The following is a 17,004-nucleotide window of genomic DNA, read 5'->3' on the forward strand; positions in this document are numbered from 1 at the left end:
TAAGAGGAATAAAATTGGGTTTTTATTCCTCTTCTTCTTTTCTGGCTGCCGGCATTTTTGCCCGGCCCAATCCGACACTTCCTCTAAGACCGCTAAATGTTGCCTTCCACCAGGCATTAAAAATAAAACGCCTTGTATCCCTGATAAAGTAAATGTCAGAGGTAATGGTTTTGTTGAAAAGACCTCTTGGGTTGCTGTTTTTCAACAAAGTATTGGCTGCAAAAGCAATCAACCCTTTTCTACCTCTGCCTTTTTCAAGGGTTAGGGAATCCAGAATTTCCACTTTCAAATCTTCGTATAAAAAGGTCATTTTCCCCCTTACTTCTTCGTCCGTGAGTGTGAAATTCCAATTCGCTTCATTCACTTGTCCTGATTTGACCCCAACAAATACCATTTTACTTAAAGGATCATTGATTTCAGTCAAATCAAATGGTCCTAAATGAACCGCTACCTCCATAGGAAAAGGATAGGTATAATAGAAAGTAGAGTTTAACTGAATTTCACCCGTGCCCATCAAGTAGGCATGGGCATTTAGCTTGCTGGATTGGATTGGGTATTTTTCCTTGGGGTTTTGTAAAATAAATGGTGTTAATTCCGCATCAAGCCGCTCAAATGATATCGTGCCTGGCAAGACGGACTTTGGGCCAAATTCCTGATACTTTACCGTCCCATTCCTGATTTTTACCTGATCAATAAACAAATCTGAGGAGAAATTCTGCATAAGAAATTGAGGCATGGGTTTTAAGCCCGTATCGGCTTCTGGCATGCGCTTATCCCTGAAAACTGTGATCACAGGATTTTCAAAAGTGAGCATTCCTACCTTTAACTTTCCTTCGGAAAAATAGACTTCTGAGTCAATCTGATCCAACACCATCCGATCAATCTCTGCATTGACTACGTCAGTCTGTGAACCAATTTTTCTCAAGTATTCATATCTGCCAATCACTGGAGAAAAGCGAATATTTTCCAAAACGACCTTTTTATCCAAATAGCTCACCTTTCCTATTTTGAGCTTATTCAATCTATCCTTGCTGTATAGTTCATAATCCAAAAGCGACAATGAAAGGTCTTTCTCCAACAAAAATTGGGAGCTAATTGCAGGGGAGGGGTTCAGGATATCCAAATTTAGATCCGGCAAATCAACATTGACCCCATCGAAATGAAGGAGGGGAATGGACTCGGAATTTTTATTCAGGAAATTAATATTCCCATTTTGTAAGAGTATGTCCTCAACACGGATTGAAGAGATAAAACTTCCATTTTGAGCTAATTTCAACTCTCTCTTTCGCGAAGTTTCGTCCTTGATCGAATCCATAAAAATATTCAAAACCGGATCCGTTAATCTCAAGCGATGAAGGTTAAGGATACCTGAAGATTGAATGTCCTCCAGTGAATTGTTACTAATTCCAAATTCCTTTGCCTTTAGGTCCACAATTGGTTTGCCCGGCTTCCCAATAAAATTCTGTGGAGTAATTTTAAAATCAGTGAATACCGTTTCATCGGTACTATTATCCACGATAACATTATTAAAACTTAATACATGAATACTATCGGGAAGTGCAAAGGTGAAATCCTGAAGTGCTAGGCTTATTTCACTAAATAGGCCAGAAAAATCCTTCTTCGAATTAAAGGTGGAATCCAAATGGAATTCAAAAACATTAACTTCAAACCCCGTTTGCACTGATTGAACTTCCCTTTCCGAAGAAAGATAATTCAACTTCAATATGGAACTTAAGGCCTGAATAGTATCAATTGATACTATTTCAAGACTTTTTCTAATAGGTGTTTTGGCTTTAGTTTCCCTTCTCTGACGCTCAATTTTCTGATCTATCCCCAGTTCAATTTCACCTCCCTCCAAACTGAATTTTTGAAGATTAAGCTCATTCGAAAAAAGGAATTTTTCAATATCAGCTCCCTCCATGGAAACCCATGGGAGATTTATATTTAATGTCACCCTACTATTCAGTTGTTCCCCCGGGACCAATTGGAGGTTTTCAATAACTATCCTCTGTTTTTTGGAATTATAGTTGAAGCCATCCGTAGTTGCTTCATAGGCACCATCTGCCAGACTAAAAGAATACTCATTTAGCTTCAGGTCAATTTCTTCTGAAAAGAAAGTCTTTTCTTCCCCGCTATCTTTTCCTCTCTGAACCTCAAAGCCTTTAAGGGTAAAAGCAAAATCATCTTCCTGAAAAGAGGTTTCAACATTGCCGCTAAAGTTTTCATAGGAAAGTTTACCATTTGTAAAACTCAAGGAGTCAATTCGAATGAAAGCAAAATATTGATTCAACAAATCACTGATTTCAGAGGAGGAAGTCAATTCTGTTCCTTCTTTCTTTACTCTATGAATGGAGAGTCCGATTTCAGGCTTCGTCACTGAAATTTTCCCTATTTCCAAAATCTCATCCCTAAACGCCGCCTGAACATCAATTCCTTCCGCACGAAAAGCAGGAAGATGCAGATTTAATACCGCTGTTTTTCCATATGCATCCAGTGTTTTTTGAAGTTCATTTGGATTTTCAGGACGCACATTTAAGTTGATGATTTCAACAAGTGAGTTTTTTGAGTCAATAATCACCCTATCTGCCAAAAATTCATGGAGATTGTCTTTCAATTTCAAATGATATTGATCCAGTTGAAGTACCAATTCCTCTGCAAACACAAAGTCACGAATTGCTGTCTTACTATCAGGCAAGACCTTGATGTCTTCGAGTTCTAGGCTGAATTTTTCAAACCCAACATCATCACTTCTGAGTCCAGAGGAGTTTTTAAATTGAATTTCCCCATTTGCCAAGGAAAGCTTCCCAATAGAGACTTCATTCAAAAAATCATCAATGAGGTCTCCTATTTTCGAAGTTTCTTCCTGTTCTGCTGGTTTTTTCCCCAATTCGATTATTTCAAGCTTTGGGTCAGTTATAATCATCTCCCCGGACTCCAGCTTTCCTTCATTATAAAGTTTGCGAAGATCGGTTTCATTCAAGGCCAAAGAGGGCAAAGAAATGGTAAGTAGGTTTTTCGGATTTTTACTTTCAATATTCTGCTCGATAGGCCGAATACTGAAATCACTTACCATAAACTCGTCTTTGAAGGTTGAGATGCTGACTTTCTTTCCCGTTACCAGGTGTATTTCATCTGCTAGATGCAGACTGGCATCGGTGATTTCCATAGCAGCATCTTCTCCGTAAAAAAATTGATTTTCCCTTTTTGACTCATCTTCTCCCAAATAAAACTTGGTCATCTTGAAATCAAAACTTTCAATATCAATCCTGTTTTTCAGGGAGTCAAAGAAGTCTGAGGAACGAAATTTTCCTTTTTGGATATCTAGTTCTTTGATTGAAATTGACTTCAATAGACCTTCAATCAGTTCATTCAAATCACCAGTCGTCCCATCTTGTGGGTTTTGCTTAAGTCGATTTTTTCTCCTGATAAAGAAGTCGGGCATCTTCATAACTACTTCATCAATGCTCACCTCCGAAGTCATAAAAGCATGGTTCAGATCTACATTACCAACTCTCAACTCCTCCAATCCAAGTTGGTAATAAGCAGGACTTTCTTTTGAATAATCAGGCTGAAGTAAAAAGCCTTTGATATCAATTTGGTCGTCTAAAGAGGATATCCTGACGTCTTTTGCCTTGATCGAATGCACCCCATCTGGAAGAGGAAATGAAGCATTTTTAAGATTAAACTCGAATCCTCTGGCATTAAAAGGCGTTTTCCATTCCTGCTCAGTTGTCAAATCTATGTGCCTGACTATTAATGAGGTATTCTCTGCATGAAGTGAATTAGGACTTAAAAAATTAAGAAAGAACAAATCCGCATGCGTAATCAATACTTCATTGATCAAAACGCCACTCAGCGGAGATTGTCTAATACTTTTCAACAGTTCATTTTCTAAAAATTTAACCGGAGACACTTTCTCCTTCTTGTTTTGGACTCCTGCATTTGAAGGTTTGCCCTTCTCTGGCAAAACTAGTCTTACATCGGGATTATCAAACCTAATCTGGTGAATCTGAAAAGCCTCATTGGAAAAATCAAACCACAGTCCCCGAAAAGAAACCTCATCCAATGTCAAGTCAAACAACACTTGTTCTTCTTTGGGTAAGTGTCCCTTTGCTGGCTTCAAAACCAAGCCATCTAAAAAAACTCCTCTTCGAATCAGGGAAAAGTTGATTCGATTAAATTCAAGTTGATAAACTCCGTCTGTGGATTTCCTAAGCGCATTTCGTGCCCAACTGTTCAACAAGAGGTTAGACCCGAAATAGACGACAAACTCTAAAAACAGAATTCCTAAAATGACAAGCATGACCACACGCAGAATTTTCTTGCGAATTGGATGCGCGGAGTGTTTATGCTTTCCTTCAGTAGTCATTAGCCGGAGTTTGTACTAAAATAACTAAAAGGAGATGAATTCAATTTTAAAAAGCCCTAAAAGCAAAAAAGCAACACTTTGTGTTGCTTTGCTGTAGGAGAAGGATTCGAACCTCCACGGGGCAGTTGGGCTATAGTCCGGTTTGTTCTACGCTTTATCCTGGCCTCCCCACCCCCGAGACAGGAGGGCATGTCTGCCAATTTCAACATCCTACAGTATATGTTTTTGGATTATTAGTAATCACTAAATACATCCTTTAATTCTTTTTAAAGCGAAAAGGGATTTAGGCTGTTTGGTCCCTCCCCTCGTCGCTTTTGGATCCTTTGCCTTGTGCAAAAGAATTTAATAGGTTATGGAGCTTTATATTTCTGATTTTTCAATCAATTGCTCATTTGAATGATCCAAAATTAGTAAAACCCTTTATTTATTAAAATTTTGATAAATAAATATTCATTTTTTTACACTTTTTTTATCATTAAGCTGATTTGATTGAATATTTATTAAATATTCACTTTGAATTTGATTTCATATTACGGATTTGTTAATGGGAAATTAGACATGCTTGCCAAATGATATTTGTTTAGATTAATTAAATAGTTGAAAAAGGTAATAAAAAAACCATGAAATACATTTTCATGGTTTTAGTCAATTAACAATAAACCCAAAATAACCTGCTGTAGGAGAAGGATTCGAACCTCCACGGAGTAGTTAGGCAATTTACGAGCTCGCTAAATGCTTTATCCCATGACCTCCACCCCCGAGACAGGAGGGCTTGTCTGCCAATTTCAACATCCTACAGTATGTGTGTGAACTTTAGCTTAATTGCTTGTACAAATATAGCACAGGAAATCACATCGTTGCAAATTATTCAAATATTTAATTAAATTTTTACATTTTTTTTAATGAAAACGTTTGTAATTTAATCATTTGAAAATTTCGTATTTAGATTCAGTTGGAAAATTTAGGAATTGATAACGGGAAAGCTCTCAATTGCCGATCTTATATCAGAACGATCTAAAAATTACGCTTTCAAAAAATCGAGATTCATAAAACTCTGGCGCTCAATCCAAAGTCACGTAATTCTCCCAGCGATCCAATACGGATTGAAAATCTTCAGGAAGAGGAGTTTCAAAATACAGCTTTTCCTTGGTAACTGGGTGAATAAAACCTAATGACATAGCGTGAAGCGCTTGCCTTGGCATCAGGTCAAAGCAATTTTGGACGAAGGCTTTGTATTTGGAAAACTGTGTCCCTTTCCTGATTTTATCTCCTCCATACATGGCATCATTGAATAAGGGATGGCCCAAAAACTTCATATGCGCTCTAATTTGATGAGTTCTTCCCGTCTCAAGATTACATTGTACCAGAGACACATAGCGCAACTTTTTCAGGACTTTCCAATGTGTAATCGCGTGTTTTCCCTGACTTCCCTCCGGATAAACATCCATGACCTTACGATCTTTGGCACTTCTTCCCACATGACCGATTATAGTTCCTGATTCATTCTCAGGTTCGGACCATACAAGTGCCAAGTAAGTTCTTTCAATCGTATGGTGGTAAAATTGAGCCGCCAAATGCGTCATTGCTTCCTCGGACTTTGCAATTACCAAGAGTCCTGAGGTGTCTTTGTCAATCCGGTGAACAAGACCTGGGCGACCGGCGTTTCCTTTCATTTCAGGAAGATTTTGAAAATGGTAGACCAAACCATTCACCAAAGTACCGGTCCAGTTTCCATGCGCAGGATGGACTACCATACCTGCTGGCTTATTTACAACCAACAAATGGGAGTCTTCATACACAATATCCAATGGGATGTTCTCCGCCACCACATCGGTTTCCCTCGGAGGCTTTTCCAGCACTACACGAATTTCATCCAAGGGCTTAATTTTATAATTTGCCTTTGTTGGCTGGTCGTTTACCAGAACAAAACCTGCGTCAATAGCGCGCTGAACTTTATTTCTAGTAGCATTGGCAACCTTCTCGGTCAAAAACTTATCAATCCTCATCAAGGATTGGCCTTTGTCCACAAGTATCCTGTGATGCTCAAAGAGCTCAATCTCGTCATCTTCAATTTCTTCTATTGGAAGGTTACTCATGGTGCAAAAATAGCAGGATCAATCTTAACTTTACCCTAAACCATAAATCTCACTATGCTAGTTCCCTTTCCTATACCAAACCATGTCTTGGATCACCCATTACTGGAGGAAAAAGGGCTTGAATTGGTGATCAAAAGGCTAGACCTAGTTCATCCTGAAGTTTCGGGGAACAAATTTTACAAGCTCAAGTACAATTTAGCAGAAGCCCAAAAGAAAGGGCTGGACACGCTTTTGACCTTTGGAGGGGCATTTTCCAACCATATTTACGCTACAGCAAAAGCCGCTTCCTCAGAAAATTTGAATGCAATAGGAATAATCAGGGGGGATAAAATCACTCCCTTAAACCCAACCCTACAGGCTGCAGAGGAAAGCGGAATGGAGCTTCACTTTATAAGTCGTGAAGCTTACCGAAAAAAAACAGAAATCCACTTCATTCAAGACCTAAGGGAAAAGTTTGGCGATTTTTATCTGATTCCCGAAGGAGGAACAAATGAATTGGCTATTAAGGGGACTAGTCAGATCCTTGATCCTGAAGCAAAAAGACAATCCCATATTGCAGTGTCTATCGGTACTGGTGGCACATTTTCCGGTTTAGCAAAGAGGATTTCCAAAGATCAATTTCTGATGGGTTTTTCATCACTTAAAGGAAATTTCATCCACGTTGAAATTGACCAGATGTTAAAGAAAAATGATATCAATCCCTCTGGTAGCTATAGCATATTTGACCAATATCACTTTGGGGGCTATGGAAAATATACCCAGGAACTCATTGAATTTATCTGGTGGTTTTATGAAAAATTTGGTATTCCCCTAGACCCGATATATACGGGAAAATTGATGTTTGGCATCTGGGATTTAATCAAAAAGGACTATTTCAAAGCTGGCTCCAAAATTCTGGCTATACACACAGGAGGTCTTCAGGGAAATAGAGGCTTCACAAAAATGACAGGGATCAAACTACCTCCCCCTTCAATGTAAAATAGTCTTCGGACTCTTGTGGGTGGATTTGCAGCACATTGGCCAAAACCAGTCTCACCAGGGTTTTGCTTGCTAAAAATTTTGGTAGACGGGCTATTTTGGAAAATTGGCTTACAGTAATACTTTCCTCCTCTCCAAGGTACTTCATCAGTACTTCTTCCTTTTTGCCATAAGTAAAAACCGTGTCTTTAGGAACTCTACTTCTTCTTAGGATTTCCCACATTTCCCGGCTAGCCTGCACTGATCTATCTTCAACCCTGACAAATCCTCTTTTCTTCACACCCTCTAAAATATAATGAGGGCGGTTTTTACTGATCGGTATCCGAAATACCGCTACTCCTTTCTTTTCGTTTAATTTGATGGTTTCAACTCCATAATCAAGAACAGGATGAATCAATTCGCGGATGGCTCGTTCCATCACAAAAACTTCCTCCTCGATATATCGCTGCCCACTTACAGTCCCATCGTCATCTACCCCGATAAATAAATACCCTCCTTCAGTATTGGCAAAAGCAATCAGTTCCCTCACAATCTTTTCGGGAAAGGCTGCTTTCTTCTTAAACTCCAAATTCAGCCCTTCCCCTTTAGAGGCTAAAGCTTTTACTTCCTGAAGAGTCATTTTTACTGTGTGAAATTAATTTCCAAGGCCACGGTTCATATTTTCCAACCGCGACTTTTGAGCTTGCCATTCATCACGAAGCCTTGCAGCCTCCATGAAATTGAGTTCTTTGGCAGCTTTTTCCATCTGCTTCTGAGTCTGGGCTATCAGTTTCTCCAACTTTTCTTTACTCAGATACTGAACAACTGGATCTGCAGCAATCTGTTCTTCGCTAGGCATTGGCTCAGCATAGAACTTCGCATTCTTTTTAGAGTCAGCCACTTTTGTCTGCCCCATGATTTTATCACGGGATTTGATCACTGTGGTTGGAGTTATTCCATGTTCTTCATTATAGGCAATCTGTAAAGCTCTTCTCCTCCTTGTCTCATCAATGGCTTTTTCCATAGATTCAGTGACCTTGTCTGCATACATGATTACCCGGCCCTCCGAATTTCTTGCAGCTCGCCCAATGGTCTGCACCAAACTCCGTTCATTGCGAAGAAAACCTTCCTTGTCAGCATCCAAAATCGCCACTAAAGACACTTCAGGTAAATCCAATCCTTCTCTTAACAAATTCACTCCAACCAATACATCAAACACCCCCAACCGAAGCTCTCTCAATATCTCGACACGATCAAGGGTTTTTACCTCCGAATGGATGTAGCGGGATTTGACACCAGCCCGCTCAAGATATTTCTGCAGTTCTTCCGCCATTCGCTTGGTCAATGTAGTGACCAATACCCGGGCGTCAGTCTTGATAGTCTGGTCAATTTCTTCCAACAAATCGTCAATTTGATTCTGGCTCGGCCTCACTTCAATGGTTGGGTCCAACAAACCTGTCGGTCGAATAATTTGCTCTACTACTACCCCCTCAGTCAAGGAAAGTTCATAATCTGCCGGCGTTGCAGAAACATAGACCACCTGATTCGTCAAGTCTTCAAATTCATCAAACTTCAAGGGTCTGTTGTCCAAAGCAGATGGAAGTCTAAATCCAAAATCCACCAAATTAACCTTTCTGGACCGGTCTCCTCCCCACATAGCCCGAATCTGCGGAACAGTCACGTGACTTTCATCAATCACCATGAGAAAATCATCCGGAAAGTAGTCCAAGAGGCAGAAAGGGCGCATCCCTGGTTTCCTTCTATCAAAATACCTTGAATAGTTTTCCACACCCGAACAGTAGCCAAGCTCACGGATCATTTCGAGATCAAATTCGGTCCTCTCCTGCAAACGCTTGGCTTCCATAAACTTTCCTTCTTTTTCAAAGAAATTAACCTGAGCGACCATGTCGTCTTGAATTTCGTGAATGGCAGTTTGAATGGTGTCCCTTCCTGTCACGAAAAGATTAGCGGGAAATATGGAAATGATCTTTTCATCGTTTAATTTTTTCCCTGAAGCAGGATCAATCCTCTGAATAGCTTCGATTTCATCTCCCCAGAAAAAAATCCTGTATCCCCAATCTGCATAGGCTACAAAAATGTCTACAGTATCGCCTTTCACACGGAAGGTCCCATGTGTCAATTCATGATTGGTTCGGCTATATAAAATATCAACCAGCTTGAAAAGCAACTGATTTCTCGGAATTCTATCTCCTTCCTGGATTCGGATTACATTTTTGGCAAACTCCTCTGGGTTTCCGATACCATAGATACAGGAAACAGAGGCAACCACAATCACATCCCTTCTACCAGTAAGCAGTGCAGAGGTAGCACTCAGACGCAGCTTTTCTATCTCCTCATTGATGGAAAGATCCTTTTCTATATAAGTTCCAGAACTTGGTATAAATGCCTCTGGTTGGTAATAGTCATAATAGGAAATGAAATACTCGACGGCATTTTCAGGAAAGAACTGCTTGAACTCCCCATAAAGCTGTGCAGCCAAAGTTTTGTTATGACTCAAGACCAAAGTAGGCTTTTGGACCTCTTGGATCAGGTTGGCAATTGTAAAAGTCTTTCCTGAACCCGTAACTCCCAAAAGAACCTGGGCCTTATCTCCATTTTTCACACCCTCTGCTAGCTTTTGGATCGCCTTTGGCTGATCTCCAGTGGGTTGATAGTCAGATGTAATTTTAAATTCCATGAGTATATATCAACTAACCCAACACGCAAAGTGGGTGTGAAAGTTTTCGGGCTATAGAAAAACTACGCCTTCAAAGCTTTTAACTTTTCAAAATTGTAATAGAGGTAATTGGTACGGAGAATCAGTACCAGCAAAATAGGAATCAAGCTAGGGTGTAATGACTGCCATCCCAAAATCCAAAAAACTACAGCTGCATCAGCCAGAATGAGTGCAAATAACAAATAGCTCCGAACCCATGGTTTGGATTTTTTAGAAAGCAAGGAAATAGCCAAAACCAAATGTCCTGGAAAGGCCCAAAGCAGATTCCAGTTCCATAGCGTAGCGGTGTGTTCAGTACCGAACCAAAGCAGAAATACGACCACTCCCAAAACTCCCAAAATAGCGAAATAGCCAATATCAAAGCCTAAATAAAGCCTCTTCTTTTTATGCCCAACGTAGGTGATGATAGTAAAACCTATGGCAAAGGCCCAAAAAATCAAGTAAGGATTCAAAAGCCCAAAAGAACTTTCTTTTCTTGGAAGATTTAAAATAACATTGGTTTCTTTGACCAAAGGACGAGTTGGCCCATCACCTTGTATTTGAGCTCTTGCAAAAGCTTGCTCCATATAATCTGGCAAGAATTGCTCATCCCGTGGACTTGCATCCCGGTCTATCACGGATCCCAATGCCAAGTCAATCCCCAAATCCGCCCAAGGCATACGCATGACGTATTCGTCAATGAGATCTCTAAAAGTCTTTTCTGATTCCTGAACCTCTTCATCATTCCAAACCAATTTATCCCCCAAAACCAACTCCATTGCATCTCGAATTCGGGTTGCACAATTGTCAAAAAAGAAATCGTAGCGATAGAATCTTCGATCAGGCAAATAATTGATCTGAAGAAACTCGACCATAAACCTTTCCTGCTCGGGACTTAGATCCAAGACCTGCTCACGGATTCCCCTTCCTTCCTCATAATAATTGTTCACAAAATCTGCATAATGGCTCACGCTTAACATGTAGTCAAGCTTCCCAGCAGCAAAATTTGCATAGAAAATAGGAGGGTTAAATTGGAAAGTACCGTAGTTAAAAACATAATCTGTTTTCTCAAGCCGGTCTAGAACACGAATAGCGCTATGTCCAAATGCAGAATATAATTCATCTCCGGGATCACAAGTCAGAAGGCTAATACGATATTGCTGGGCTTTCAAGGGACCTAACCCCATGATTATCAACAGAAAAAACCAGATAAATACTTTCCTTTTAGACTTCATTTTATTAACTTAAATCCTCTTTTTTAATTTTTTTTATTATGGACAGTTTGGGCAAAACGTTCGCCCTTGAGGTATTTTTTATCAGCCGAATATACAGCATATTGTCGGCAATTGGAGGATCATGCCTTATCAGCTTTGGACTATTTGCTCAGGAAATCAATGCCTACCGAACAATTGCCAGTGGAAACTTTACCGACTTGAGTATTTGGGAAACATATGATGGAATAGTATGGAATCCAGCTGTCTCCAAACCAACTCAACTTAATGACATTTATATCGATCAAACCCATACCTTAACACTAACGCAAAATGAAGAAGCTAAAAGTGTATTTATCAATGCTGAAACTAGCGCTGGCCAAAAACTAAATCTCAATGGTTTCAATTTAGACATTTATGGTAGCCTTCAAGCCTTTGAAGGCCCTGCTCCCGGAATCCCAAATCAAGCTTGGAACAGTCAAAACTGGATTGGCAATTCAATCAATAGTACGATTACATTCAGGGGAAACTCCAGAACCATCATTCCACAAAATGCTTGGAGTGCCCAATCAGACCGAAGCAGATATGTCGTTATTTTTGATCCCGGGCCGGGAGTGGAGTTAACTATAGAAGAAGCCTTTAAATCTCTGTCTTTTACAATCAGATCCGGTACTGTGATCCAAAAACTGGATAAAAGTGTTATCCCGGCTAAATGCGCCACTTTTTCTTTCAATACGGAAACCACGGTTTATGGAGCTGGTCCCTTTGGAACTTTTACCATTGAATCCGGGGCAAGACTAATTAGTGAATGCAATGAGGACATACTCTTTCGTTCTGCATCTTTAAGCGCCAGCTTATTGGATGTTTGGCCAGATGGTGAACTCATTCTGGAAGGAAATGCACCCCTAATCGAAGCAGCAAGTATTCAATTAAATGGCAAATTGATCTATCGGGGAGGAACCTCCTTAAAAAGCTATTTGTCAAAATCCTATCCTGATGCTGCCGTTCCTCAGGCAGTCAATAACCTTCAATTGGATAGCAACTTCGATTTAACACTTCCCTCCACATTATTTATACTTGGGAATATGGAAAAAGTCGGTTCAGGAACATTTTTAGGCAGTAATTCTCACCTTCATTTTGTAGGAGCAGGTGATCAGGAAATCCTTGGGTTTTCTCTAGAAACCCAAGATTTATCCTTAAACAAATTCAATGGGGAATTAAGCAGCTATGAAAAATTACAGGTCTCTAGAAACCTGAACCTCCTCAATGGCTCATTGGATTTAAATGGAAATGACCTTGAAATAAACTCCTCACTTACTGGTGGATTAAACTACACGGGGGGTACCTGGAAAAATATCGACACGTTTACCTATCACGGTACACCTTTAGTCCTCAACCAAACCAATGCCACCTTTCCCTATGAAGACACACAAAACGGAGGAATTAGGAAAGTTCAGCTTTTGGGCAATTCCGCTGGAGGCTCACTAGAAATCACTTTTAATGAAACCAAAGGAGCAGATTTCAACGCAGGATTCAATGATTCAGACGGCACACCCATTCTTTATCGGCTTTACTCCTACTTCCAATTCTCAGGTTTAAACCCAAGTTCCAACCCTTTGGAAATGAGAATTTCGGCCCATCAATTAATTGTAGACAATGAAGACGACCTCAGGATAGTTGGGACAGGCTATGCCGCTTCCGGGAGTCACTTGGCAGGATTAGACCCGACGGAGCTTTGGGCTAGAAGAAATTTGACTGTGGATGAGTTAGAAGGTACTAATTTTACAATTGGAAGCTTCAGAACTGCCACGGTTCTACCCATTACTTGGCTTGAATTTCAAGTAAAAAAATCTGAAAACCATGCCGTTCTCAATTGGAAAATATCTGGCGCAGCGGGCAATGAGAAATTCGAGATTTTTCGAACCGAAAATTTAGCTTCAGGATGGCAAAAAATTGGAGAGATTACAGGAAATCAACAAGAGAAAGATATCCGGGACTATGAGTTTGTTGATAAAACTTCTTCTCAATTCAGAGATACCTATTACCAAATACACCATTTGGATCATTTTGGGAAAAGTTCATGGAGCAAAGTTATTCTCTTCAATTTGCAGAGAACAAATAGGGAAAATAATCCTTTGGTTTACCCTAACCCCTACCAATCCGGCTTGATCCACCTAAATATCCCAAGTCATTTCAATGAGCAGAAAATGTGGGTACAAGTAGCTGATATCAATGGTAAAATCCGTTTCGACCAAGAGCTGAAAGAAGAAGTCTTAATTTCAAGACTTCTCCAACTTGAAAGGGGCCTTTACCTCATCCGGTTTTATTCATCCTCTGAAAATTATGTTCAAAAATGGATCAAAGAATAGGTTCAATTTCGAGAATTATATGAGCAGAAACTGAGATTAGTCCAATTTTTATATCTTGGAATTCCAACCCAATCTCAACCTATGACTATCCTACTCGTTCTGATCAGCATTGCCATTTTGGTATTACTGATCGTATGGGCCAAACTTAACCCATTTTTGGCCTTTTTGATTTCCTCCATCACCGCTGGTTTCCTCTTAGGCTTGCCAGCTGACAAAATTGCCTCATCTGTTCAAAACGGCATGGGACACCTCTTAGGCGACCTTGTAATAGTAATTGTAATGGGTGCCATGTTAGGAAAACTTGTGGCAGAAAGTGGAGCAGCTCAACGGATCGCTGGGGTTCTAATGAAGGTTTTTGGGGAAAAACACATCACTTGGGCCATGTCTCTGACTGGCCTAATTGTGGGTATCCCTCTGTTCTACAATGTAGGCTTCGTCTTGCTTGTACCTCTTGCATTCACGGTGTCCTACCAATATAGAATCTCTGCAGTTTATGTTGGTATTCCCCTTTTGGCAGCGCTTTCGGTCACCCATGGTTTCTTGCCTCCTCATCCATCTCCCGCTGCTTTGGTAGCACAATTTGAGGCAAATATGGGCTTGACCTTATTCTATGGATTTTTGATCACCATACCAACCATCATAGTTGCAGGTCCTTTGTTCTCTACACTTTTGAAAAAAGTGAAGGCAGAGCCCCTGAAAACCTTTCAGGCTGAAACCCGACCGGAGGAAGAATTGCCAGGAACAACCAATAGTTTCTTCACTGCCCTGCTCCCGGTAGTTCTTTTGGTAGGAACTACTGCTCTGAGTTTAAATACTCCTGAGGACAGTTTTTTTGCTCCTTTGATTTCTTTTGTTGCAAATCCTGGGATCGTGATGATTATCTCTGTTTTAGTCGCCACATATACCATTGGACTTAGGATGAAGTTCACTATGAAACATCTGATGGAGTTGTACACCAATGCCACCAAAGACATTGCTATGATTCTACTCATAGTTGCGGGTGCAGGAGCTTTAAAACAAATATTTACGGACTCGGGAGTTAGCTTAACTATTGCAGAAGGGCTAAAGAATTGGTCTTTGCACCCACTAATACTAGCCTGGTTAATTACTGCCATCATCCGGGTTTGTGTTGGTTCTGCTACAGTTGCGGGTTTGACCACTGCCGGAATCATAGCGCCTTTGGTTACTACCATGAATGTCGACCCCAATCTCTTGGTACTTTCCATTGGAGCTGGAAGTTTGATGTTTTCCCATTTCAACGATGCCGGTTTTTGGATGTACAAAGAGTTTTTCAATGTTAGCATCAAAGACACCATTAAAACCTGGTCTGTAATGGAAACCTTAGTTGCTGTAATGGGACTAGTAGGCGTCTTAATCTTAGACCTGTTTATCTAAACAAATAAAAACATATGGAAACCCCTGAAAACAATTTCGCAAAGCTTGGATTAACCCTTCCACCGGCCCCAAAGCCCTTGGGAGTCTATAAACCCTGTCTTATTGACGGAAAATACCTGTATTTGTCTGGGCATGGCACTGTTCAGGAAGACGGAACTCTGATCATAGGAAGAATCGGAGAGGATATGGATATTGAATCCGGCAAACTTGCAGCAAGACAGGTGGGTTTAGCCATGTTGGCTACAATACAAGCAAACCTTGGCTCACTGAACAAAGTCAAGAGAGTCATCAAGGTTTTGGGAATGGTAAATTGTATTCCTTCTTTCGAGCGACACCCTTATGTCATCAATGGCTGCAGTGAATTATTTGCCCAAGTATGGGGAGAAGAAAACGGAATTGGAGTACGGTCAGCAGTCGGGATGGGCTCATTGCCTGACAATATTCCCGTTGAGATAGAAGCCCTTTTTGAGCTTCACCAATAGCATTAAGGCTCAACCAGAGCCTTATAGGATTCAAAAATGCTAAGGACATCTTTGACATAATTGACAGCAAGGTGTCCTTTTGCATATCCACTTTTTACGAGAGGATCCCTATAATACTCCGGATCGCTTTTCAGTTCCAGAAATTCAGCAACACTTACCCATTCCTGAACATTCTTTCCATATTTCAAAGCCAACCTCCAGGCATCTTCCACATGACCATGCCCAATATTGTATGAGGCTAAAATAAATTTAATTCGCTCATTGGTCTCAGGAACACGTTCCATCCAAAATTTATCCAGATACCTCAGGTATCGGATTCCTCCCATCAAGGATTCTCGAGGATCATTGGGGTTTTCAACCCCAAAACGCTCTAGGGTAACAGGCATTAACTGCAACAATCCCTGAGCGCCGGCATAAGAAATTGCCGTCGTATCAAACTTGGATTCTTTATAAACCAAAGAAGCCAAGAGTCTCCAATCCCAACCCAATTCCTGGGCTCCTTGCTGGATCAGTTCATCATAGACAGAAATTCGGTTTCCGGCCAAGGAAGAAAATGCACTTGTATTTCTGAAATAGCTATTTTTAGAATTCAGAAAGTATTTAGAATAGAGAATCGGGATCAGTTTCTTTTCCTCTTTCTCAAGCCAGCTATTGATCTCTGAAAGGAGTTTGGGGGAATTCTTTCTTACTACCCAAGCCACTTCTTCTGACTCGGTAACCTTCCAGGAAATATTCAATCCATCGTAATAAGTCTTATTGGCAAGCGCAATATTTTGATCAGCAATGGTCCATTTTATTTCTCCTTCAGCCACTCTATCAATCAATGTCTCCTCATGATCCGGGGTTTCCATTACCAAAAAATCAAGCTGAAGAGAATCTTTTACGCTACATAACTCGGATTTATAAACAGCCCCTCTGCGAACATATACCGTATCTCCATTGAGTTCTTCCCAATCATTTATCTTGGGAGAATTTTTTGCCCCAACAAGTACGGTATTGATTTTACCCAAAGGACGGGTAAACATCCCTCTCGTTGCCCTTTCATTGTTTTTTTCAAGATTCATGGCTATTACATCTACCCTTCCATCTTGTAGAAAATCAAATGCCGCATCAATATCTGAGACCAAAACCAAATTGAGCTGCACTCCCAATTTTTTGGCTAAATCTCTAAGCAACTCATATTCGTAACCCATCCTTCTACCCCGGTAGATATAATAACCGGTGGAATTATTGTCTACTGCTGCCCGAATAAATCCCCTTGTCTTAATTCCTGGCAAGTCTAGAATGTAAGTCTCATCGAGTGTTTCCTCTCCAAAATGCCTTTGAAGAAAGGTGCATTGCATACCTAAACTTCCTATTATCAATATGGAAATAACAAGAACTAATGCTTTTCTCATTTAATTGGCCCA

General features: G+C 40.3%; 10 protein-coding genes. 4 read left to right on the top strand and 6 right to left on the bottom strand.

The features are described from left to right. Positions 1-22: 22 nt before the first annotated feature. Positions 23-4,369, bottom strand: a complete 4,347-nt coding sequence (locus tag P2G54_RS13820) for a hypothetical protein (protein ID WP_275872094.1) — start codon at positions 4,367-4,369, stop codon at positions 23-25. 1,061 nt (positions 4,370-5,430) lie between these two features. Further along, entirely contained in the window at positions 5,431-6,465 is a 1,035-nt protein-coding gene (locus tag P2G54_RS13825; protein WP_275872096.1) for an RluA family pseudouridine synthase, read from the bottom strand. Between the two features lie 54 nt (positions 6,466-6,519). On the opposite strand from P2G54_RS13825, the gene P2G54_RS13830 reads away from it, so the two are divergent. Further along, complete coding sequence (locus P2G54_RS13830) at positions 6,520-7,443, top strand: pyridoxal-phosphate dependent enzyme (protein WP_275872098.1); 924 nt, start codon at positions 6,520-6,522, stop codon at positions 7,441-7,443. Here the strand turns inward: P2G54_RS13830 and P2G54_RS13835 are convergent. The 3 genes from P2G54_RS13835 to P2G54_RS13845 all read right to left on the bottom strand — a co-directional run bounded on the left by P2G54_RS13835 (position 7,418) and on the right by P2G54_RS13845 (position 11,325). After that, entirely contained in the window at positions 7,418-8,062 is a 645-nt protein-coding gene (locus P2G54_RS13835) for an RNA-binding domain-containing protein (protein WP_275872101.1), read from the bottom strand. The genes P2G54_RS13830 and P2G54_RS13835 overlap by 26 nt on opposite strands. Before the next feature lie 15 nt (positions 8,063-8,077). Then, entirely contained in the window at positions 8,078-10,120 is a 2,043-nt protein-coding gene (uvrB, locus tag P2G54_RS13840) for an excinuclease ABC subunit UvrB (RefSeq protein WP_275872103.1), read from the bottom strand. Positions 10,121-10,182: 62 nt separating this feature from the next. Then, positions 10,183-11,325: a DUF4105 domain-containing protein gene (locus tag P2G54_RS13845; protein ID WP_275872105.1), complete on the bottom strand. Its 1,143-nt coding sequence runs from the start codon at positions 11,323-11,325 to the stop codon at positions 10,183-10,185. Between the two features lie 86 nt (positions 11,326-11,411). On the opposite strand from P2G54_RS13845, the gene P2G54_RS13850 reads away from it, so the two are divergent. The 3 genes from P2G54_RS13850 to P2G54_RS13860 all read left to right on the top strand — a co-directional run bounded on the left by P2G54_RS13850 (position 11,412) and on the right by P2G54_RS13860 (position 15,595). Continuing rightward, positions 11,412-13,718, top strand: coding sequence for a T9SS type A sorting domain-containing protein (locus P2G54_RS13850; protein WP_275872107.1), 2,307 nt, complete (start codon positions 11,412-11,414; stop codon positions 13,716-13,718). An 81-nt stretch (positions 13,719-13,799) separates the two neighbouring features. Continuing rightward, positions 13,800-15,113 (top strand): gluconate:H+ symporter, encoded by a 1,314-nt coding sequence (locus P2G54_RS13855; protein ID WP_275872109.1) that lies wholly within the window; start codon positions 13,800-13,802, stop codon positions 15,111-15,113. A 14-nt stretch (positions 15,114-15,127) separates the two neighbouring features. Then, complete coding sequence (locus P2G54_RS13860) at positions 15,128-15,595, top strand: RidA family protein (RefSeq protein ID WP_275872111.1); 468 nt, start codon at positions 15,128-15,130, stop codon at positions 15,593-15,595. A 2-nt stretch (positions 15,596-15,597) separates the two neighbouring features. Here the strand turns inward: P2G54_RS13860 and P2G54_RS13865 are convergent, their stop codons facing one another. Next, complete coding sequence (locus P2G54_RS13865) at positions 15,598-16,992, bottom strand: transporter substrate-binding domain-containing protein (RefSeq protein ID WP_275872113.1); 1,395 nt, start codon at positions 16,990-16,992, stop codon at positions 15,598-15,600. Positions 16,993-17,004: the final 12 nt, after the last annotated feature.

This window comes from Algoriphagus sp. CAU 1675, from assembly GCF_029222925.1.
Taxonomy (GTDB): Bacteria; Bacteroidota; Bacteroidia; order Cytophagales; family Cyclobacteriaceae; genus Algoriphagus.

Bases quoted from the DNA above. Each gene is read 5' to 3' on its own strand.
- P2G54_RS13825 (WP_275872096.1), bottom strand. From the start codon at position 6,465: ATGAGTAACCTTCCAATAGAAGAAATTGAAGATGACGAGATTGAGCTC.
- P2G54_RS13850 (WP_275872107.1), top strand. From the start codon at position 11,412: ATGGACAGTTTGGGCAAAACGTTCGCCCTTGAGGTATTTTTTATCAGC.
- P2G54_RS13855 (WP_275872109.1), top strand. From the start codon at position 13,800: ATGACTATCCTACTCGTTCTGATCAGCATTGCCATTTTGGTATTACTG.
- P2G54_RS13860 (WP_275872111.1), top strand. From the start codon at position 15,128: ATGGAAACCCCTGAAAACAATTTCGCAAAGCTTGGATTAACCCTTCCA.
- P2G54_RS13835 (WP_275872101.1), bottom strand. From the start codon at position 8,062: ATGACTCTTCAGGAAGTAAAAGCTTTAGCCTCTAAAGGGGAAGGGCTG.
- uvrB (WP_275872103.1), bottom strand. From the start codon at position 10,120: ATGGAATTTAAAATTACATCTGACTATCAACCCACTGGAGATCAGCCA.
- P2G54_RS13820 (WP_275872094.1), bottom strand. From the start codon at position 4,369: ATGACTACTGAAGGAAAGCATAAACACTCCGCGCATCCAATTCGCAAG.
- P2G54_RS13830 (WP_275872098.1), top strand. From the start codon at position 6,520: ATGCTAGTTCCCTTTCCTATACCAAACCATGTCTTGGATCACCCATTA.
- P2G54_RS13865 (WP_275872113.1), bottom strand. From the start codon at position 16,992: ATGAGAAAAGCATTAGTTCTTGTTATTTCCATATTGATAATAGGAAGT.
- P2G54_RS13845 (WP_275872105.1), bottom strand. From the start codon at position 11,325: ATGGGGTTAGGTCCCTTGAAAGCCCAGCAATATCGTATTAGCCTTCTG.